Origin of the sequence: Exiguobacterium sp. s80 (assembly GCF_018618725.1) — a bacterium.
In the GTDB taxonomy this organism is placed as follows: domain Bacteria; phylum Bacillota; class Bacilli; order Exiguobacteriales; family Exiguobacteriaceae; genus Exiguobacterium_A; species Exiguobacterium_A oxidotolerans.
Genome location: NZ_JACSMP010000010.1, coordinates 1 through 18,274, shown reverse-complemented (window position 1 = coordinate 18,274; position 18,274 = coordinate 1). Strand labels below are relative to the sequence as shown.

Genomic DNA, 18,274 nt, shown 5'->3' with positions numbered 1-18,274 from the left:
GTGAATAATTTGAAGAAAATCATAAATTCATTCGTATTTTATTCAAAGATTAATTACAAAAATCCATTATTTATCGTATCTTCACTTTTTGGCTTTATCTATCTATCAATAATGATCTATACATACACGTTGTCCGAGATCTCTAACCCCGGGAACTTTCTACAATTGTCGTCTTTCTTAATACAGGGGAGCATGCTAGTATTTGTTTTTTTAGGTTATCATGCTGCAATTACTGAAACAAAAGAAGATATTAATAACTTTTTTAGCTCGATACCTAATAGTATAAGTGTCAAAAGTATTTCAAATTATTTCTTTGTATTTGTAAATAACATCTTATTCTCAGTAGGATCTACACTGATAATATTGATGATATTCTATTTTTCAGGATACAGAGAATCAGAAATCTACGTTAACTCAATCAAATTTATTATGCTGTATTGGTTCTTCCCAAATTTAATTATTTCTTTAATTGGATTTTACATCGGACAAATTTCAAATAGTAAAATTAATTATTCCGTACTAATTTTAATATGGCTGGTCCTTTCTCCTACAAACGTTTATGTTTTAGAACCATTTTTTAATATACTCGGCGTGAAAGAGATCCCTGCCTTTATTCATCTTGGAATTGATAATCCTCAAATGTCTTACAACGCATTAAGCGGGTTTTTATTTCCGCAAGGAGATCTAACAAATAAATACGTTTGGACGTTAATGCTGTTTCTATTAATAGCAATCAAATTATTTAATAATTCGTATTCGTTTTTTAAATTCCAAAAAAGTTTAGCACTAACGCTCATTATACCGGTGTTAGTAGTAGGATTTTCAAATTTTCAAAAAAATGAAAAAATTACACCTGAAAAATTTAACAAAAGAAATATCAACGAGTTGGATTACTATTACAACTATACTCCTGAAAAAGTAAACTCGTTAAAGAACTTTGATTACGACATTAAACAATACGATATTCAATTGAGCATTGAGAATCAGTTAAAAAGCGAAGTGAAGATTTACTTTAAAGACGAAGAAAAGGGTGAAAAAGTTTTTTCTTTATATCATCAATTTTCTGTATCTTCTATAAAAGATGAGGAGAGAAAAGTAGTTAGATTTAAGCAAGATAAGGACTTTTTAAAAATTTACTTAGATAGACCGACAAAGTCCATTGTTATTAATTATAAAGGTAGTTCATCTCCGTTTATGGAAGCTAAAGCATCACATGCATACTTACCATTTTATTTCTCGTGGTACCCTGTAAAATCAGTAAATCCTGCAATGAAAAGTGTTTACAATTCAAATACGCGATTATCAGTGTATGATACATCAAAAATAAAGTTCAATTTAAAATTGAATGGCAACGTTCAATTAATGGATAGTCTTGGAGAAAAAAACAATAATACGTATCAAATAACAAGTGATAGCGGGATAAACATTATTTATGGTGAGCTCAAAGACAAAACCATTAATAATTATCGTGTTGTGTACCCGATTACTTGGGAAAATAATATTGAGACTATAGCTAAATACATTGACAAATTAAGAGAGACATTTAATCTTATAAATCAAGTTTTTCATAAAAAAGCTTATAAATTTCCTGAAAATATTTATATTGTACCTGGAAGAGGCGCAAATGATGTTTTACCTACAGAAACTATGTGGTACCAAAAAAACAAAAATCTATTTATTTTAGTAAGTCCTTATGAACATCACAATAAATTAACTTTTGATATCATGAGCAAAGATATTTCATATCAACTCGTAGGTGCTATGACATGGAAAATACAAAATAACTATACCGAAAATGACAATATTCCAATCATATTTAATGTCTTAACAACAAATTACATTAATAAAATGCATAAAATAGCAAAAGAAGAGTATTCGGAAGGTGATTTTTGGATCAGTGAAGTATATGACAATGAATCTAAAAAAAATAAAAAATATATTGAAGAAATAATCAACTTTATTAGCACAAGTGATGATGACAAAGCTGCAAGATTATTAAGAAGATGGAACGATTTAATGATGAACAAAGAACTCACATGGTATCAATTAAAAAATCAATTGATTAAATCAGGAGGTAACAAATGATTTATATTAAAAACATTTCAAAAATCAAAAATAAAAAAAGTATTTTAGATGATGTTTCACTAAATATTGAAGGAATATACGGGTTAATTGGACCAAACGGTGCTGGAAAAACAACATTGATGAGAGCTATTGCAGGCATTATTAGTGTTGATAATGGAACGATTGACTTAGAGCATTCAGATGATCTTAGTATAAAACCTAAGAAGATTAAAGACATTCGGAATCTGATTGGCTATCTTCCACAAGATTTTAATTTATACCCGAAAGCAACTGTACAAGATTGTTTAAATCATATTGCAATACTTAAAGGGTTAAAAAATAGTGATGAAAGAGCAAAGAGAATTGATTATGTACTAAAAAAAGTAAATTTACTTGAATCAAAAACTAAAAAAGTTGGAAATTTATCTGGTGGAATGAGAAAAAGACTTGGGATTGCACAATTATTTTTAACTGATCCTCAAATTATCATAGTTGACGAGCCGACATCTGGATTAGATATTTACGAAAGAATACGTTTTAGAAACTTATTGAAGGAACTTTCTAGAGAAAAAACTGTAATTATTTCTTCGCATATTGTAGAAGATATTGAATTTTTATGTACAAAAGTAGGGATCATTAAAGAGGGGAAATTACTTGTTGAATCAACCCCCCAAGCGCTTGCTAGCTATGCGAAAGGGTTAGTTTGGGAAATGAAAATAAATCATGATAGTTTAAATGAAATATTAAATAAATATATGGTTATTGAAGTTGATGAGATCAATATAGATACAATAAAAGTGAAAATTATTTCTACAGAAAATCCAGGAGGCGCGGTAGCAGTAAATCCTCGTTTTGTAGATGGTTATGTATCTATTATTAAAGAGCTAGGTGGTGAACAGTTTAGTGAAATTTCAAATTAAAAGTATTGGCTTTAATTTTTATATTCCTATTATTATAGCTTTATCATTAATGATTTATCTTTTAGGTTTCTATAACTCTAAATTTGATGCACAGTTCTTTTTAGTTCTTCAGATCATTTTTGTTCCGTCAATTTCATTATGGTCGTCACTTTTAGTGTACAGTCTCTATCATGAAAATTCAGAAGAAATAATGATTCAACTACCAAGTCAAAAAATTGCTAAATATAATGCTTATTTTATAAGCCTATTTTCACTATTGATCATTATTTTAGTTACTATATTTTGTATTAAGAGCGAAAGTTTTTCTTTTATCAGCTTATTTTTATTATTATTTACTCAGTCCTTGATACTATCAATTACTTCATTTTTAAGTAGTATACTTTTTAAAAGTGTTGAGGTGTCTTTACTAATAGTAATTATGTACTGTGGATCAGAGGGGTTGACGGGTGGGAAATTAATTCCATGGCCACATATTTTTTATTTTGATACTCAATTTACCATCAAAATAATTATTATAAATTTATTTGTTACTTTGATCTATTTAAGTATATGCACATGGATTTCTATAAAATATTTGAGAACGATTGAAAGAAGAATTCCATTTATTTAAATAAGTATAAATCAAAAATGACTTGTCCTTTTTAATGAACTGAGCCCCGTAAAATGGACAGTTTAATAAAAAGACCAAGTTTTCTACGCTGCGATCAGATGGTTCCGATATTGTTTCGGGGTCATCTTTTTTAGGTTCCATTGACCGCGCTCGCAGTTGTAATAGCTGATGTAGTCCCCGACTATCTCTCGGACCTCCTCGATTGATTCGCACGAACGGTTGGTGACATAGTCCTTCAAATGACCGAAGAACGATTCGATCGGTGCGTTGTCGAGACAGTTGCCCCGACGGGACATGGACTGAACCAGTCCGAGGTCGCCAATGAGTCGCTGGTAGCTCGGATGGGTGTAGTGAAAGCCTTGGTCTGAATGAATCATCGCCTCGGGATGTCGCTTCTCTTGGAGATGCTCTTCGAGCTTTTTCATCGTCTGAAAGACGAGGTCCATGTGAAGACTCGTGGACAATTGGTGTGCCACGATCCCGCGTGTGGCGACGTCCTTCACACAAGACAGATAGACGTTCTCGCCGGAGGCGATAGGGAGGTAGGTGATATCGGTCACGAATACCTTCCCGGGCTCGCTCTGCCGGGAACTCGCGGTTCAATCGGTTCGGCACGACGCGGCGTGCGTCGCCCGAGAGAGCTTGTGATAAGAGTTCATCCTCCGGATTTTGGTCACGGTGTTATATTTGCGCATCAGCCGAAGAATCCGTTTATGGTTGATCGGGAAACCGAGGGTAGCGAACACCTCCATGTACAGCCTCCGATAACCGACTTTGCCTTTGTGGCTATCATGGATTTTCTTGAGGAGTGTCGCATCTAGATAATCATGCTCTTCCCGAAGGGAATCCGCCTCGGCACGGTTCAACCAAGCGTAATAGCCACTGCGGTCACTCCGGCAATCTCACATAGTGGGCAGACGAGATTCTTAATCTGTGCGATGCGGATGACGGTGTTGATGGCCTGATATTTCTCTGCTGGTGTCAGTTCGTACGTTTCGCCTGCCCCTCTAACTGCTCTAGCTTTTTTAAGAGCTCGTTCTCTGCCGTCAGGTATTTGATCCGTGCCTCTGCCTTCGCCAACCGTCTCTCCATCGACTCGTCTGTCTTCGGGCGTCCGCCTCCCAGAGCCTTTCCACGTTTGTCGTTCCGGAGACCCTCCTCTCCGTCTTTTCGGAACGTTTGGCGCCAGCGAATCAACGCGGAATGCGCTTTTCGTTTCCCGATCACCGTCAGGTCGAATCCAGCCTCCGTGAAGATTTGTTGAGGTCCTTTTCCTTCCATATTCTCACGTACAGCTTTGACCTTGAACTCGGCCGTGTACTGGATTGAACGTTCTGATACGGAAGCGACGTTCGGATTTTCTTCGAGCTGGTTGATTTGAGTCATAGTGAAGGTGATTTTACTCATGGTTGTTTCTCCCGTCTGAATGAATAGGTTCATTATAGCGATTCGTATGCACACGAAAAACCCCGAATGATACACTTTTTTATAAGTGTTTATCATTCGGGGTTCAGTTCATAATCGGATTAAGTCATTTTTTGATTTATTTTGAATGAGAATAGCTTGGCTATATTTTTAATATGAGTACAAAAACTTGATCTGACATTTGTTGAAAGACTTTAAACATTAATAAATAAGAAAAAGTAGATGTAATAGGTTGTATATGTTCTACTATAAACTTCTTTCTATAATATCAGCTGATAATAAAATGAAGGGAAGATGTTAATTTATGCTTATCGGTAAACGGTTAGAAGAACAAGAAATTAAATTTATTCTACATGACATCAAAGAAAATAAGAAGTTAAAAAATCTAATTGAAGAAATGAATCATAAACAAAAATTTGAATTTAATCCTCAAGAAGTAAAAGTCATTCAAGCAATTGAGTTTGATGCGAAAAAAGAAGAAGATGTTGTAACTGCAAAATCGATTTATTTTGAAGTGGCCAGCAATGTAAAGATTCGTTATATTACTCGATATCGAAATAATGATTTATCGACTCAAAATGACTTTTTTGTAGGTGAATATTATAACGAAGATAATGATGAAGTTACATTGAATAATTATACTGCTCGAAGCGAAAATTATATTAAGTTTTCAGAATCGACTTTTGATCAAGAATTAATCGCCTTGTATAAAGAAAAAAATGATAAAGAAGAAAGTGAGTTTCCTTTTTATCAAGATTATGTACCTGGAATGTTAAATGGAGATGTAGAGGCAAATGGTGTTTTTGATGGCTGTTTAGCTGGAGGTTATATTTGGTGTGGTCAAGCTTGTGGTGGTTCGTCAGCTTGTACTTCAACTAAAAAAGGAATTAATGGACTAGATAATTGCTGTAAAACACATGATTGCTGTTATACAAAACGAGGTGTAAGTTACCCTAACTGTTACTGTGATCAAAGATTATGTGACTGTGCTCAAGCAGCAGGTAAAACATTTAATACACCTGTAGTAGAAGCAGTAATGTGCTTTGTTTGCTAATAAAAAAAAGGAGAAGGAGATAAAAAAATGGAAAAGAATAAAAATGATGTAGAGGCTTTAGTATCAAGTAACGGAATTTCTATCGCTATTGGAGATAGAGTGGTCAATGGAACAAAAATGAATTTTACAAACGGTCTGGCACGAATCTCTGCTAAGAATACAAGTTCAAATGCAGTAATGGGTGTTCATATTGTAGACGTGGCAGGATTCGATGAACCAGTTAAAGAGTGGTTTTTGCAACCAGGGCAATCGTTAAATCAGTCAAATATTAAAGTTAAAAAGGATTATTTGTATCTTCGATTGACAAGTTACAGTCAAAATGCGACAGGTCATGCTACATTGACTAAACTGTAAAAAATAAAAATTTCTCAAATTAATTAATCGAATGAATATAAATATAAATCCTAGTATTAGTGGTCATCTAATGTACTAGGATTTATATTTAATAAAATATTACAGGATTCCTAAAAATCCTAAAATTGATAATACAAATAGAAGTAAAAGAATACCCATTGCTATAAAAGCAAGATTTTTTCCGATACCTTTTTTACTAAACATAGCAGTTAATAAAGCTAACAGCATACCACCAATTAAATAATTTGTTCCCCAAAATCCGTTGACTGGAAGTACGCTAAATGTAATTAAAGTAAAAATAATTATCCCAATAGAAATCCACCCAAGATTTTTTGTCATGATGAAACCTCCTTTTATTACTAAATTAATTTTAGTATTTAGTATATAGTAACACATAAGTGTAAAAATAAAGGTTATACTATTTGAATTATTTAAGAAGATGATTATTTTTAACTAATTAATATTTCTTATGAATAGGACTAAAATATCGATATTCCATAAAAAAAGAATTTCGTGAAATGGTGCTTCTTTAAAAATTTTGATTAATGAGTAGAGTAAAAAAACCTTTAATTTACTAACACGACAATTTTATATAAATCCCAAATTTAGATTTTTTCGAAACACTTTTAAAATGTAGTAACTAAACTGAACTTTAGAGTTTAGAAAAAGTATTTGAATTGATTTAAGCTGCCATTAAGATGACTTCGGTATTGTACCGGAGTCATCTTTTGTCGTTTCCATTATTTTCGTTCGTTACTGTAATAATCAATAGATGCAACAATCATAGTTATACTTCATCGAGATTAGCTACTAATTACTAATCGAAACATCTTTAAAGCACCCAAAGAATACTTGGATCAGGACATTATTCAGTCAGTTTTCTGTATGCGACATGTATATAAACATTCCAACTCATGAATGCGTGATTAATAAGCAGGATAGGTATTTGAACTTCATTGGAATGTATTATGAATTGCGAGTAGCATATATTCTCGTGTAGTCATTCTACGAGTATATTCCTTGTATGATGCAGGTTTCATATAAAAGTTTGTAGATTCATAATATGCCATCATTTCAAGGGTGCGGAATCTTTCAAATAAGAGAGATAAACTACTTGGATAAAGTCAATACGAAGATAAGTGTTGTCTATAGCAAATATCTTACTATTTCTCTGATCGAGCTGACGGTTTGAGTCGTTTGATCCACTCTCAGTGTTATATGTCGCTATAGACATTTTATGCAAAATGCTCTGCCTACGGATCTTCATCGCATTCTTCAAGCAAGGAGAAATATGCTAGTGCCAAATAATTCTTGCGATTGACCTTAATGAGCATATACAGAGCCTTGGCAATCGGTTAAATGATTGCCTTCGTAAAAAATATAATGGTCATATAGTGATCACACGTCATTATTTTAAATTCTTCATTTCTCTTTTAAAACCATAAATTTGTTCTTTGCTGTAAGGTACTTAGTTCGTACTTCAGATTTCCCAAGGCTTCATCCGATGGAAGCTTCCTTTTTCGGTTAACGTCAAAGTTGAATCTTTCACATTTATCATTAAAACTCTTTTATCCATATATAAATTGTAGTGAACCATACTTTCACTACTTCGTTTGTTGTTTACTTAGCAATCATGTTACAGGGTAAAGAACAAATTGTATCGGCGCTTACCAACTGGATTCGAAAGTATCGCTCGAATTTTAAATTCTCCTTTGAAAATTTGCGATCTGATATGAAGGCGATGTGGAAAGTTGTTTGCGTTGATCTGTATTAATGATAAATCTGTTCATGGATAGTTCTCCTATTTAAACTGAGTAACTACAATATATCGATAACTTTAACTAACGTTTTAATCAAGGGGCCACTGCTCATTGATTAGTTTAACTTTACAGCTGATGTGTCACTTTTTACTTTTTGAGAGCTTAAATAATAAATTGAAGAAGATGATTATTTCTGCGAAGAATTTATTAACAAAAATTTTCATATCATAAAAAACATAAATAAAATAAAAATACATAATTATTTAATTTAATTCCAATAAAAAGTTGTTATAAGGCTTCTTAATACCTCTTTATAGGTTATTAAAGGCAATTTATGGAGGTTATTAATTGGCTAAAAAAGATTATGTGTCACCAAGTGTGTTGTCTGTAGGAATCGAAACAAAATGGCAAAAAGGATTCTACGGAGAAGGAATAGTCATTGCAGTTTTAGATACCGGTTGTGACGTGATGAACTTAGATCTGAAAGACAGAGTGATTGATGGATATAATTTCACCGAAGAGTTCAATGGAGATACAAATAATTATGGAGATACAAATGGTCATGGATCACATGTAGCTGGAATAATTGCAGGATCTAACAATAATTATGGCATTCAAGGTATTGCTCCCAAAGTATCTTTACTGATAGTAAAGGTGTTAAATGGTAGTGGAAAAGGTTCACTTGAACTTCTTTCTGAAGGACTAAAATATGCAATGAATTGGCGAGGTGATAATAATGAACGTGTCAAGATTATTTCTCTATCATTAGGAGTTCGAAAGTACGATAAAAAGCTACATGATCTTATCAAACAAGTTGATAAAAAAGGAATAACTGTTGTTGCAGCAGCTGGAAACGATGGTGATGGAGATTTGACTACGATGGAATATCGGTATCCAGCTTCTTTTAAAGAAGTGATTTCAGTTGGTGCAATTGATGAATCAATTAAAAATATAGCTGATTTTTCAAATTCAAATGAATTCGTAGATGTATATGCTCCAGGGGTAAATATTTATTCAAACTCCTTGAATAATGAGTTTATCGAAATGAGTGGTACTTCAATGGCAGTTCCTTTTGTAGCTGGATCCTTAGCAATTTTAATTGAGGAATATGAGAAAAAAGCTACTAGAACTATTTCTACAAAAGAAGTATTCGAAATTTTGATAAATCATACAACTATAGAGTTTATTGAGAAGACAATGATTAAATCTTTATATTTAGAAAAGTAATAAGTTGGAGGTGGCTTTGTGAAAGAGACAAGTGAATTGATTTTAAAATGCTTTTGTGAAAGTCGAAAAACACAAGCTTTTTTCTCAAAATGCTTAAGTGAAAATTTAAGCGAGACCGAAAGAAGTTTCATCATTGAGCTCATAAAAGATTCAAGTAACTTATCTGAAAAAATTAGCAACTACTGTAAAGAATAATTTTTTTTCGTTAATATAAGAACATACGTTTTTATTTCTTTGGGGGAAACTATGGATAAAGATAGATTAAACAGTTTAGATGAGAAAATAGTTGAATTTTTTGATGCTAATCAAGAGTTTTTAAATAACAAAATTATTAAAAATTTTTTAAATAACATCGAAAATCAAGAGCTTTTACTAAATGTTATTGAGAATCCAAATGAGAATAATAAAAATAAAATTGATGAATCGTTCAAAAAATTTTATTTTAACGTTCGATTTATCTCATTTATATCTCAGACTATATACTTTAGTGCAATTAATTTTGATAAGAAAATAAGACTTGTAAATAGTAGATTTCCGTTGATCGCTGATTCTAATTTAAAAGAAGATGATCAATTATCAATTAAAGATTTAATAGTTGATGATAAGGCCCATATCAATATTGAACAAATAATAAATGATGAGAATTTAGAAAAATATGTCGGAGACGAGAAATTACTACAGGCAATTCTTCTACTAACAGAAACTCAAAAAAAAATCATTAGTTTATCCTACATTGATGGACTATCAGATACTGAAATCGCTAAAAAGCTCAACAAGTCTCAGCAGACTGTATCAAAAACTAGAAAAAAAGCGCTAGAAAACATACATTCTCATTTAAATTTAGTTGAAAGGAGAACACTTGAATGACGGTAATTGAGTTACCACAATGGATTTCAATACTTGGAAATTTTGGATTTCCTATAGTGATTACTATGTATCTATTCATGAGATTTGAAAAGAAAATTGAAAATCTTGAAGTCGTAATTAGTCAACTATCAAGCGTAATACAGACGCATAAAAAGGATTGATTAAAATGGATCTATACGAATTAGTATCGAAATCAAAAAATGATGATCTTGCTCTTGAAAAAATCATTACTATGTTTGAACCCAAAATAAAAAAATCTTTGTCACTCACGACAAATCAGAATAAAGATGATCTCTCACAAGAACTGAAGTATAAATTAATAACCTCGATTAAACAGTACGATGTAAATTCAACTCCAGGATTTTGGGAGATTTATAATAAATCAAAAAAAAAAGTAGTTTAATTAAAAAGGAGAAAAATAAAAATGAAAATTACAGTATATACATCTGAAAATTGTACGTTTTGTAAATTGCAAAAGGAATTTATGTTAGAGAAAGGATTAAATTACACTAATGTCAACATTTATGAGAGTAAAGAAAAGTTTGATGCATTTAAATCAGAGGATAGAATAGGTACTCCATTAACGATTGTTGAAAAAGACAATGGTGAGAAAGTAAAAATTCATGGATTTAATTTATTAGAAATCGAAAAGCAATTACAGCTGAGCGATAATAATTAATTTTCATACTTCGTGTAAGAAAAATCATGAAGGAGTTTCAGATTGAACTTTAGGTACTATATGAAATTGATGTGTGCTCGTTGATTATGATTTTATAAAATGATTCTGATTTTGTATAGAAATCATTTTAATTTTATAATTCATGTTTAGAGTTCCTATAAAAATGAGCTTCAAATAAGTCGTTCTCAAGAAAAAAATGTAAGTTCAATAAAAGCACCCTTAACGTTTCAAGCTGATATGAGATGGCTTCGGTATTGTACCGGAGTCATCTTTTGTAGTTTCCATTGTATTGTAATAATCAATGTAAGCATCGACCATGGCACAAACCTCATCGAGGTCAGATACTAATTAATAATCGACATAATCTTTCAAGTGCCCAAAGAACGACTTCATCTGGGCATTATCCAGGCAGTTTTTCTCTACGGGATATGGATTGAAGCATTCCCATCTTAACTTATACGTGTTTGATAAGCAGAATGCGTATAATGGAATCCTTGATTGGAGGGTATCATGGCTTCTAGCGAACATTCGCTTGGAGTCGTTCTGCGAATTTATTCGTTGTATGAAGGGCGGGTTCCGTATGGAAGCTTGTAGATACATGATGTGCCATCATTCCACGTCGCTCACTCCATAAATGCGATATATCTTCCACCACCGTTTTAACGCTTAGTTCTTCGTTTGCTTACCAATCATGTCCAGCCCAAAGCCGCTTTCCTCAAAGGTTTGTATCGGTCGCTTAACAGCTAAATTCTCCTTTATATTGAATTGTACGATCTAATACAGAGGCTATGTGAAGATCCATTTCAAGTTGTCTGGTTTGATCTGGATTAAAGTCGCGTTTGCTCATGAATAGTTCTCGCATCTAAATTGAATAGGCACAGTATATAGATACCTTTAAACACAAAAAACCCGAATGGGGTCTTTTATTAAGTGTCCACCATTCAGGATTCATTTCAAATTCTACGAAAGGGATGCTTTTTATATAGAAGTTAATAAAAATTAAATCTTAAATCGATTGGTTCCTTTTTCCAAAATATCAGTCGTTTTGTTCAGCGTGATAACTAAATCATGTAAGGATGTAATCGTACCAATCATCTGTTCCGATGCAGCAGCGACTTCTTCGTTTCCGGCAGTATGTTCCTCAGCGACCGATGCAATCTCACCTAACGCGTGACGGATGCGGTTCTCGGATTGCAGCACGTTCTGCATTTGAAGTGCCATGTGTTTCGTGGACTGAGAGACGACCTCGACGTGTTCCGTCAATCGACTGAAGGACTGATCTGTTTCGAGGATGGATTTTTTACCCGCTTCTGTCTCATTGACTGTTTCAGTGAAGCTTCTTTCCATTGAACGCGTACTGACGAGAACGTTGTTAACGATCGATGAGATTTGACTGACGTTATCCGCGACGTGCATGGAGAGGTTCTTTACCTCCGAGGCGACCACGGCGAATCCTTTCCCTTGTTCACCCGCGCGTGCTGCTTCGATCGCGGCGTTCAGGGCGAGCAGGTTCGTCTGCTCGGAGATATCACGGATGATGGAGATGAGACCTTGGATCTCTTCGGATTGTCGATTCAATTCCTGTACCTGATGCGTCGAATCTTGGACATGCTGATGGATGACGTTCATCCGCTCGACGGACCGATGCATGTGGGAACGGCCCTCTCGCGTCAGCTCGTCCATCTCAACCGTCGCCGTGTTGATGTCATGACTGACCTCGTCCGTGCTCCGGATCAGGTCGGCGAACGCGTTCATCTCCTCGTTGAGGGAGTGGGTGACGTGGGTCTGGCTCTCAGTACCGACGGCGATTTCCGTCATCGTGTGCGCGATCTGACGTGATCCATCGAGGACCTCCTGGGAGCTCGAGTCGATGGTCTCGCTGGTACGGGTGATCAACGTAGAGGTCTCCTTGATCTCGCCGATCATCGTACTCAGCATGTCATTCATGTCTTTCATCGATACGGCGAGGGCATGGATCTCGTCGTTCGCCCCCGCCTTCAGGTCGCGTAGGCGATGAGCGGCACTTTCCAGGTCACCTTCCGTGATGAATTGAGCGACCTCCTGCAGCGTACGGATCGGGTCGAGCTTACGCATAAGGATGAAGCGTAGGAAGATGAGCGTGATCCCGAAGAAGATGACAAGACCTAGGAAGAAGAGTGGGAAGTTTTGTTTGGCGAGTGCCATCGTTAACGCATGTACTTCGTCCGCCGAGATGTCGCTGCCGAGAATACCGATGACGTCACCGTTAGTAGCCTTGATTGGGACGAAGATGCTGATGTATTTTCCATATTTCTTATCTTCGATGATGTCGGTCGCATGTGTCTTCCCGGATAAAACATCCTTCACATCTTTGAGGGAGGCACCGGTCGCCACCTCACCAATGTTGCTCGCGCTCTCGGAAGAATTCCCGTCGACCATGAGCTTGACCTGACCGTCCTCTACGAGTGCTGTGTATGTGTAGAGAAGACCGTTTTGCTGGCGGAGTTTGTCTAGTTGAGAACGAAGCACGTCGTAGTCCTTCCCTTTTTCAGGTCGAGCGAGAAAACGCTCATATGCTGTAGGGTCAATCTGGCCAGCGATGCGTTGTGCATCCAGGGTGGCTGTCTTTTTGAGTGTGGAGAGGGCAGTTTGAGTAGTGTTGAGGTAGAGTGCAATGTTACTGAACAAGAAAAATAGAAGTAGAATGATACCGATGATGAGGGAGAGTCTGTTCCTTAATGAATGCTTACGTTTGCTGTGCATAAGAATCCTCCTGAGTTTTTTTCATACAGCTAGTAGTATCGGTACCTGCTGCCATTTGTTTAGGTTTTGATCAGAAGTAAAAATTTTCAGAAAGTAAATAAATGTAAAGTCTTCTGTATATACAATCTGTAATTGGTAAACGTTCATCTGACAACACTCGACATCTCAGTAAGTCGTTTTATGTCCTCTATGTGACGTTTGATAGGACCATGTCTTTCTGGCATAAGCGGGGACCGGAATGCTTTGGACTTGAGGAGCTGCAGCAGGATTAAAGTATATAAGGATGCAATATCATACTTCCAGTCGGCATACATCATGCTTATATCCAGAGATTAGGATTGTATACGTTTCGACGTCGAAATCCGTTTGAGTATCATTAAAAGAGATCGTAATGCAAAATAATAAGATTGAATTACGAAGAAAAAAATATCATTTTTCAGTTCAGGTATCTAAGCGTCTGTCGAATTCGAATTATCTAAAGAACAAGATCTATTATTTTGATGAATGAGAGACGACATGACGCTGAAAACATGGATCAATCGCAAATGGTTTTCCTAACTCTCTGTACTATAAGTAGTAGTCGATGAGCAAATTCTTGAATAGAATACCGGTGAGAGAGGTACAAGGGACAAAGAGATTTGGAACAGGAAAGAACAAAAAATGTCCATCAATCCGATTAGGACGATGGACATGATGATCAATGGAACATTATGTACAGCATTTAACAGCTTTCTTTTGATCTGATTTCGGTATGTACATGATATCGTTTTTAACTTGTACCTCAATATCATTTTCTTTCAGTCTTTCGACGTTTGATTTGTTATATTCGCCCCACTTGATCATTTCCTGAGTATTATGTTGACTTCCGCACCCGGCTAAAATGCTTACGAATGCAATCGCGACGAGATTTTTCATCATGTTTCATCTCCCCCTTAAAAATTTTATAGTCTTCTAAACTGATATTTATGAAACTAAAGCTATTATATCTTGTATACATAATAAAATTCAAAGAAGTATTTATCGGGAAAAATGTTATGTGCTACTTCGTTACTGCTCGGCCAATTCTATCTTTGGGATCAAAGAGACTAGGTCCATGCCTTCGGAGAGCAAGAACGGAATCAAATCAAATATAATCAAATGATGAATCAGGTACGGAAAGAGATCGACTCCATGGATCTTGATGCATCGGTCGTGGACGAGATATCTTCTGAAAATGTCGAATCGACATATCATCACGTTGGATATGAACCAACGCGTGTGATATATGGAAAGCGTCTTTGATATTGATCTACTGGAAAAGCAATTATCGTTGGTGTAACTCGTATCAGATTATATCCGTCAGTCAGAGATACATCTTATTTATATATATATAGAATGCACGTACTAAAGTTGGACCGAGAATTATCATCGGCTTGCTCAAAAAGAAGCGGCGAATTCGATAGTAGGTTTCCAACGAAATCCACCCGTCAAAGAAATACTCAAGTTATACATTAGTTGTAGATACTTGATACGTGCATCAGTAGAGACACCAGTCTGATTGAGCAGAGTCTCGCGCAAGGGATGATGACTCTCGATGAAAAATTCGTTTCTTCGATGAAGGCGCTCCAAATATTCCAGTGATGGAATACGTGCGAACTTACCATTCGATCCTCGATTACAACTTTGGCATGCCAATACTAAGTTCCAGACGCCATTCAAATCCTGCTCGAACTCGGTGCCTAAGATATGAGGAATGAAATGATCGACATCAGCTAAGTTCAGGTCGCCTGATTGAATGCTGATGTCACGGAAACAGTAAAAACATTTGCCTTTTTGGTAACCATTCAGGGCGTCTCTGGAAGAAGTGATGTCGATTCGTCGATTTCGATCCGTCTCTTGGATGAAGAATTGTTCTTTGATGGCATCGTGTTTCACGTTTAGTAGGGAAGGGGCGATGTTCAGACCCCAAGCTGTCTCAACTAGGCGCCATCTGGCCTCCACTTCGAGTGAGAAGTTCTCCATTTGAACAGATTGTAAGATATTGTACATATCGTCGGTCAAGACGATACCCTTCGTATTCCCATGTTTTTGTACTTGACGATTTGTCAAACAAAAAAGAAAACTCACATATTTCCTCAGATGTGAGTTCTACCTGTCTTATTTATAGATATCACGACGATGCCCGATCTCGAGAATCAAAATCACGACTTTTTCATCTTGAATGTCAGCAATCAGACGATAGTCGCCAATGCGATAACGCCATTCACCCGATCTGTTCGAGACGAGCCCTCTACCATGACGACGCGGATCATCCGTCCCGACCAGATTCTTCTTGATCCAGGACATGATAATCCGCGCTTGTTGGGGATCCATCTTCTTGAGAGACTTTTGGGCTCCGCGCTCAAACTCCACCGTATATGCTGTCATTCTAAATCAAGTTCCTTCATCATATCGCCGAAAGAGATCGCTTCTGATTTTTTACGGTGTGCTGCCATCGAATCATGATAGAGTTGTAAATCGATTTCGTCTTCGATGCGGTCGAGGACAGCATCGCGAACGAGTGTAGAAATCGTGATGTTCTTTGCTTTCGCATATTCCTTGATGAGTCGTGTATCCTGATCATCCAGACGTACGGAAATGGTACTCATGATTATCAGCTCCTTTGTAATACATTGTAATACAAATTGAGCTTTTAGTACATAGAATTGATGATGATTCAGAATGAACATTCTCTGCGAGATGAAACCCGGCTACTGAATATCTTGAATGAGTACGATTGAGTAGATTGAATCATGTTCAAATTGTTCTAAACATAGTCATTCTATCTTATTTTGACTATGTTTAGGCAATCGATGACCATGATTTTTTCAGCCCGATAGAGTGACGCTCAATATTTGCTTGAAAGGAACAATCTCGACGTCGAGATTTCGTTTGACTAGGTAGACCTCCTCCTGCACATAGTCGAGCTTCTCGACGAAGGCATCGAAACGATGCGTCAACGGACCGTTCATCGCCGTCACCGTGACGATGTCACCGCTGAAGATGGCGTCGTTCAACGCGTTCTCGATCGTCCCGTCGATCGGTCCCTCCGTATCCTCGAACTTGAGATGATGGACCTCTTGGTAATAGCGTTTCAGCAATCCTTTGTGTTCGGGCATGAGGAACGGGATCCACTTCTTATTGCCTCGGTCTTCATAACTCATTAAAACCACTCCTTTTCATAATAAGAACATTTGTTCTTATTATGTTCCTCGTTTCTCCTGTTTTCAATCCGCTTTTTCGACGTCTCATCAATGCCTCCGTTTTTGGGAACGAAAAAAGGCGCGACGAGTATCTCGTCACTGCCCTAATATGTTTCGCCTATTCGATTGGGTGGAGAATTCATTCTCCGACCATGCCGTCATGGTCATTGTCCCGCATATATTGGTACAACCAGTGCTTCTCCGTGATTGGCATCGCAAAGCCTGCGTCCTTCGCTTCCTGGATCGTCACTTGACCATTGCCGTCGGTATCGACGCTCGAGACATCCTCGGTCGCTGCAGTATCGGGAGTCGACTTCGCTGTCGTTTCTTGTTTTGTCTCCTTTTTCTTAGTTAAACCGAGTGCCGCATTCGTCTCGTCCGGATTGTCGTTCTTGAACCGGTCGACGACAGTGTTTCCACGGACCGTATAGGTATACTGATACGCGGATGGAATCATCGTCGACGTATCCGGATAGGTAATCTGAGCTTCGAAGTCCGTCGCGCCACCTGCCTTGCGGATGACGTACTCCATGTACGCCTGATCACCATGACGGTTCAAGGTGCTGTCCTGCGGAGTGATGTTGTAGGCGTTTGAGACGCCACCGAGCGAGTCGGCGATGATATGTCCTTCATCGAGATCCGCGCGTTCGACGCCTGGCACTTTCGCCTCATCAGAGTAGTAGCGTCCGTCATGCGTGACGTCTTCCGTCGCATCATTCTGAAGCACGATCTTCTTCGCGATGACGCGGACCAGCTGACCGTGCTCATTCGTGAACGCCCAGTACTTCCGGTCACCGAATCCGATGTCGACGACGACGTTCGCCTGCCGACTACCGGACAGGTCTCCGCCATCGACCGTAATCTTTTTATATCCTGTGAAAGAATCCTGCGGAGTCGTCGTATTTGATTCTGCCGATGGATTCGTCTCCTTTGGTTGCTTGGTTGTACTCGTATCAGCCTCTTTTTCTGGATGTTGATTAGAGTCCTTCTTCGCATCGGTCTTTTGTGTAGTCGTGTCGTCCTGTTGCGTCACTTGCTCTGTTTGATCGGGTGGAGTTGAGGTTGTCTCCGTATCTGTACATCCTGCCATCAATAAGACGGCAAGGGGAATCGCTATGTAAGAAATCTTCATGAGTGTACTCCTTTACTGTTCAGTCTGTCATTGCGTCCTTCATTATAACGCTACTTCACCGTTCTTGCTGTCTTATTCGGTATTAGTAAGGCGATAAAATGATTCTTTCAAAGGCATGGAACAGAGCGATCCCGCTCTGTCTGATGGAAAGAGACCGCAAGCCGTCCTGTTTCCGTACTCTAGCTCGCTCCTCGTCGGCGCAAGGGTCATCAAAAAAAG

18 protein-coding genes and 1 pseudogene are annotated in these 18,274 nt (G+C 37.0%); 10 read left to right on the top strand and 9 right to left on the bottom strand.

The genetic code is table 11. From position 1 onward, the window contains the following. The first annotated feature begins 192 nt into the window (after positions 1-192). The 3 genes from KNP94_RS14100 to KNP94_RS14090 are packed head-to-tail and all read left to right on the top strand — an operon-like array spanning position 193 to position 3,594. Positions 193-2,085 (top strand): hypothetical protein, encoded by a 1,893-nt coding sequence (locus KNP94_RS14100; RefSeq protein ID WP_156357168.1) that lies wholly within the window; start codon positions 193-195, stop codon positions 2,083-2,085. Next, positions 2,082-2,984: an ATP-binding cassette domain-containing protein gene (locus KNP94_RS14095; RefSeq protein WP_055966285.1), complete on the top strand. Its 903-nt coding sequence runs from the start codon at positions 2,082-2,084 to the stop codon at positions 2,982-2,984. The genes KNP94_RS14100 and KNP94_RS14095 overlap by 4 nt, the downstream gene beginning before the upstream one ends. Continuing rightward, complete coding sequence (locus KNP94_RS14090) at positions 2,968-3,594, top strand: hypothetical protein (RefSeq protein ID WP_055966281.1); 627 nt, start codon at positions 2,968-2,970, stop codon at positions 3,592-3,594. The genes KNP94_RS14095 and KNP94_RS14090 overlap by 17 nt, the downstream gene beginning before the upstream one ends. A gap of 83 nt (positions 3,595-3,677) precedes the next feature. Here KNP94_RS14090 and KNP94_RS14085 read toward each other — a convergent pair. After that, positions 3,678-5,001, bottom strand: a pseudogene (locus tag KNP94_RS14085) (IS3 family transposase). Between the two features lie 322 nt (positions 5,002-5,323). Between KNP94_RS14085 and KNP94_RS14080 the strand changes: the two are divergent. Together KNP94_RS14080 and KNP94_RS14075 are read left to right on the top strand one after the other, a co-directional pair. Then, positions 5,324-6,073, top strand: coding sequence for a phospholipase A2 family protein (locus tag KNP94_RS14080; RefSeq protein WP_055966276.1), 750 nt, complete (start codon positions 5,324-5,326; stop codon positions 6,071-6,073). Positions 6,074-6,100: 27 nt separating this feature from the next. Beyond that, positions 6,101-6,427: a hypothetical protein gene (locus KNP94_RS14075; protein ID WP_055966274.1), complete on the top strand. Its 327-nt coding sequence runs from the start codon at positions 6,101-6,103 to the stop codon at positions 6,425-6,427. A gap of 99 nt (positions 6,428-6,526) precedes the next feature. Here the strand turns inward: KNP94_RS14075 and KNP94_RS14070 are convergent, their stop codons facing one another. Further along, complete coding sequence (locus KNP94_RS14070; RefSeq protein ID WP_055966271.1) at positions 6,527-6,766, bottom strand: hypothetical protein; 240 nt, start codon at positions 6,764-6,766, stop codon at positions 6,527-6,529. 1,769 nt (positions 6,767-8,535) lie between these two features. Between KNP94_RS14070 and KNP94_RS14065 the strand changes: the two genes are divergently transcribed. The 5 genes from KNP94_RS14065 to KNP94_RS14045 all read left to right on the top strand — a co-directional run bounded on the left by KNP94_RS14065 (position 8,536) and on the right by KNP94_RS14045 (position 10,960). Continuing rightward, entirely contained in the window at positions 8,536-9,414 is an 879-nt protein-coding gene (locus KNP94_RS14065) for a S8 family peptidase (protein WP_055966269.1), read from the top strand. Between the two features lie 246 nt (positions 9,415-9,660). Beyond that, positions 9,661-10,281 (top strand): sigma-70 family RNA polymerase sigma factor, encoded by a 621-nt coding sequence (locus tag KNP94_RS14060; RefSeq protein ID WP_055966266.1) that lies wholly within the window; start codon positions 9,661-9,663, stop codon positions 10,279-10,281. Next, complete coding sequence (locus KNP94_RS14055; RefSeq protein ID WP_075643114.1) at positions 10,278-10,442, top strand: YvrJ family protein; 165 nt, start codon at positions 10,278-10,280, stop codon at positions 10,440-10,442. The genes KNP94_RS14060 and KNP94_RS14055 overlap by 4 nt, the downstream gene beginning before the upstream one ends. A gap of 5 nt (positions 10,443-10,447) precedes the next feature. Beyond that, a complete protein-coding gene (locus KNP94_RS14050; RefSeq protein WP_214892375.1) occupies positions 10,448-10,684 on the top strand; it encodes a helix-turn-helix domain-containing protein in 237 nt (78 codons plus the stop codon). A gap of 21 nt (positions 10,685-10,705) precedes the next feature. After that, the gene (locus KNP94_RS14045; protein WP_215115864.1) at positions 10,706-10,960 is read left to right on the top strand and encodes a glutaredoxin family protein; all 255 of its coding nucleotides are present in this window, start codon (positions 10,706-10,708) and stop codon (positions 10,958-10,960) included. Between the two features lie 999 nt (positions 10,961-11,959). On the opposite strand, the gene KNP94_RS14040 is transcribed toward KNP94_RS14045, so the two are convergent. The 7 genes from KNP94_RS14040 to KNP94_RS14010 all read right to left on the bottom strand — a co-directional run bounded on the left by KNP94_RS14040 (position 11,960) and on the right by KNP94_RS14010 (position 18,055). Then, positions 11,960-13,702, bottom strand: coding sequence for a methyl-accepting chemotaxis protein (locus KNP94_RS14040; protein ID WP_055966258.1), 1,743 nt, complete (start codon positions 13,700-13,702; stop codon positions 11,960-11,962). Between the two features lie 708 nt (positions 13,703-14,410). Further along, on the bottom strand, positions 14,411-14,620 hold the full coding sequence (locus KNP94_RS14035) for a hypothetical protein (RefSeq protein ID WP_055966256.1): 210 nt from the start codon (positions 14,618-14,620) through the stop codon (positions 14,411-14,413). A 498-nt stretch (positions 14,621-15,118) separates the two neighbouring features. Then, on the bottom strand, positions 15,119-15,742 hold the full coding sequence (locus KNP94_RS14030; protein WP_251132675.1) for an HNH endonuclease family protein: 624 nt from the start codon (positions 15,740-15,742) through the stop codon (positions 15,119-15,121). A gap of 96 nt (positions 15,743-15,838) precedes the next feature. Next, the gene (locus KNP94_RS14025; protein WP_058266059.1) at positions 15,839-16,108 is read right to left on the bottom strand and encodes a type II toxin-antitoxin system RelE family toxin; all 270 of its coding nucleotides are present in this window, start codon (positions 16,106-16,108) and stop codon (positions 15,839-15,841) included. Beyond that, the gene (gene relB / locus KNP94_RS14020) at positions 16,105-16,329 is read right to left on the bottom strand and encodes a type II toxin-antitoxin system RelB family antitoxin (RefSeq protein ID WP_069940640.1); all 225 of its coding nucleotides are present in this window, start codon (positions 16,327-16,329) and stop codon (positions 16,105-16,107) included. Before relB ends, KNP94_RS14025 begins: the two co-directional genes overlap by 4 nt. 219 nt (positions 16,330-16,548) lie before the next feature. Further along, positions 16,549-16,884 (bottom strand): YolD-like family protein, encoded by a 336-nt coding sequence (locus tag KNP94_RS14015; protein ID WP_214892377.1) that lies wholly within the window; start codon positions 16,882-16,884, stop codon positions 16,549-16,551. Positions 16,885-17,062: 178 nt separating this feature from the next. Further along, positions 17,063-18,055 (bottom strand): DNA/RNA non-specific endonuclease, encoded by a 993-nt coding sequence (locus tag KNP94_RS14010; RefSeq protein ID WP_214892379.1) that lies wholly within the window; start codon positions 18,053-18,055, stop codon positions 17,063-17,065. Between the last annotated feature and the right edge of the window lie 219 nt (positions 18,056-18,274).

Bases quoted from the DNA above. Each gene is read 5' to 3' on its own strand.
- KNP94_RS14100 (WP_156357168.1), top strand. From the start codon at position 193: ATGCTAGTATTTGTTTTTTTAGGTTATCATGCTGCAATTACTGAAACA.
- KNP94_RS14095 (WP_055966285.1), top strand. From the start codon at position 2,082: ATGATTTATATTAAAAACATTTCAAAAATCAAAAATAAAAAAAGTATT.
- KNP94_RS14080 (WP_055966276.1), top strand. From the start codon at position 5,324: ATGCTTATCGGTAAACGGTTAGAAGAACAAGAAATTAAATTTATTCTA.
- KNP94_RS14075 (WP_055966274.1), top strand. From the start codon at position 6,101: ATGGAAAAGAATAAAAATGATGTAGAGGCTTTAGTATCAAGTAACGGA.
- KNP94_RS14070 (WP_055966271.1), bottom strand. From the start codon at position 6,766: ATGACAAAAAATCTTGGGTGGATTTCTATTGGGATAATTATTTTTACT.
- KNP94_RS14060 (WP_055966266.1), top strand. From the start codon at position 9,661: ATGGATAAAGATAGATTAAACAGTTTAGATGAGAAAATAGTTGAATTT.
- KNP94_RS14055 (WP_075643114.1), top strand. From the start codon at position 10,278: ATGACGGTAATTGAGTTACCACAATGGATTTCAATACTTGGAAATTTT.
- KNP94_RS14050 (WP_214892375.1), top strand. From the start codon at position 10,448: ATGGATCTATACGAATTAGTATCGAAATCAAAAAATGATGATCTTGCT.
- KNP94_RS14045 (WP_215115864.1), top strand. From the start codon at position 10,706: ATGAAAATTACAGTATATACATCTGAAAATTGTACGTTTTGTAAATTG.
- KNP94_RS14040 (WP_055966258.1), bottom strand. From the start codon at position 13,702: ATGCACAGCAAACGTAAGCATTCATTAAGGAACAGACTCTCCCTCATC.
- KNP94_RS14035 (WP_055966256.1), bottom strand. From the start codon at position 14,620: ATGATGAAAAATCTCGTCGCGATTGCATTCGTAAGCATTTTAGCCGGG.
- KNP94_RS14025 (WP_058266059.1), bottom strand. From the start codon at position 16,108: ATGACAGCATATACGGTGGAGTTTGAGCGCGGAGCCCAAAAGTCTCTC.
- relB (WP_069940640.1), bottom strand. From the start codon at position 16,329: ATGAGTACCATTTCCGTACGTCTGGATGATCAGGATACACGACTCATC.
- KNP94_RS14015 (WP_214892377.1), bottom strand. From the start codon at position 16,884: ATGAGTTATGAAGACCGAGGCAATAAGAAGTGGATCCCGTTCCTCATG.
- KNP94_RS14010 (WP_214892379.1), bottom strand. From the start codon at position 18,055: ATGAAGATTTCTTACATAGCGATTCCCCTTGCCGTCTTATTGATGGCA.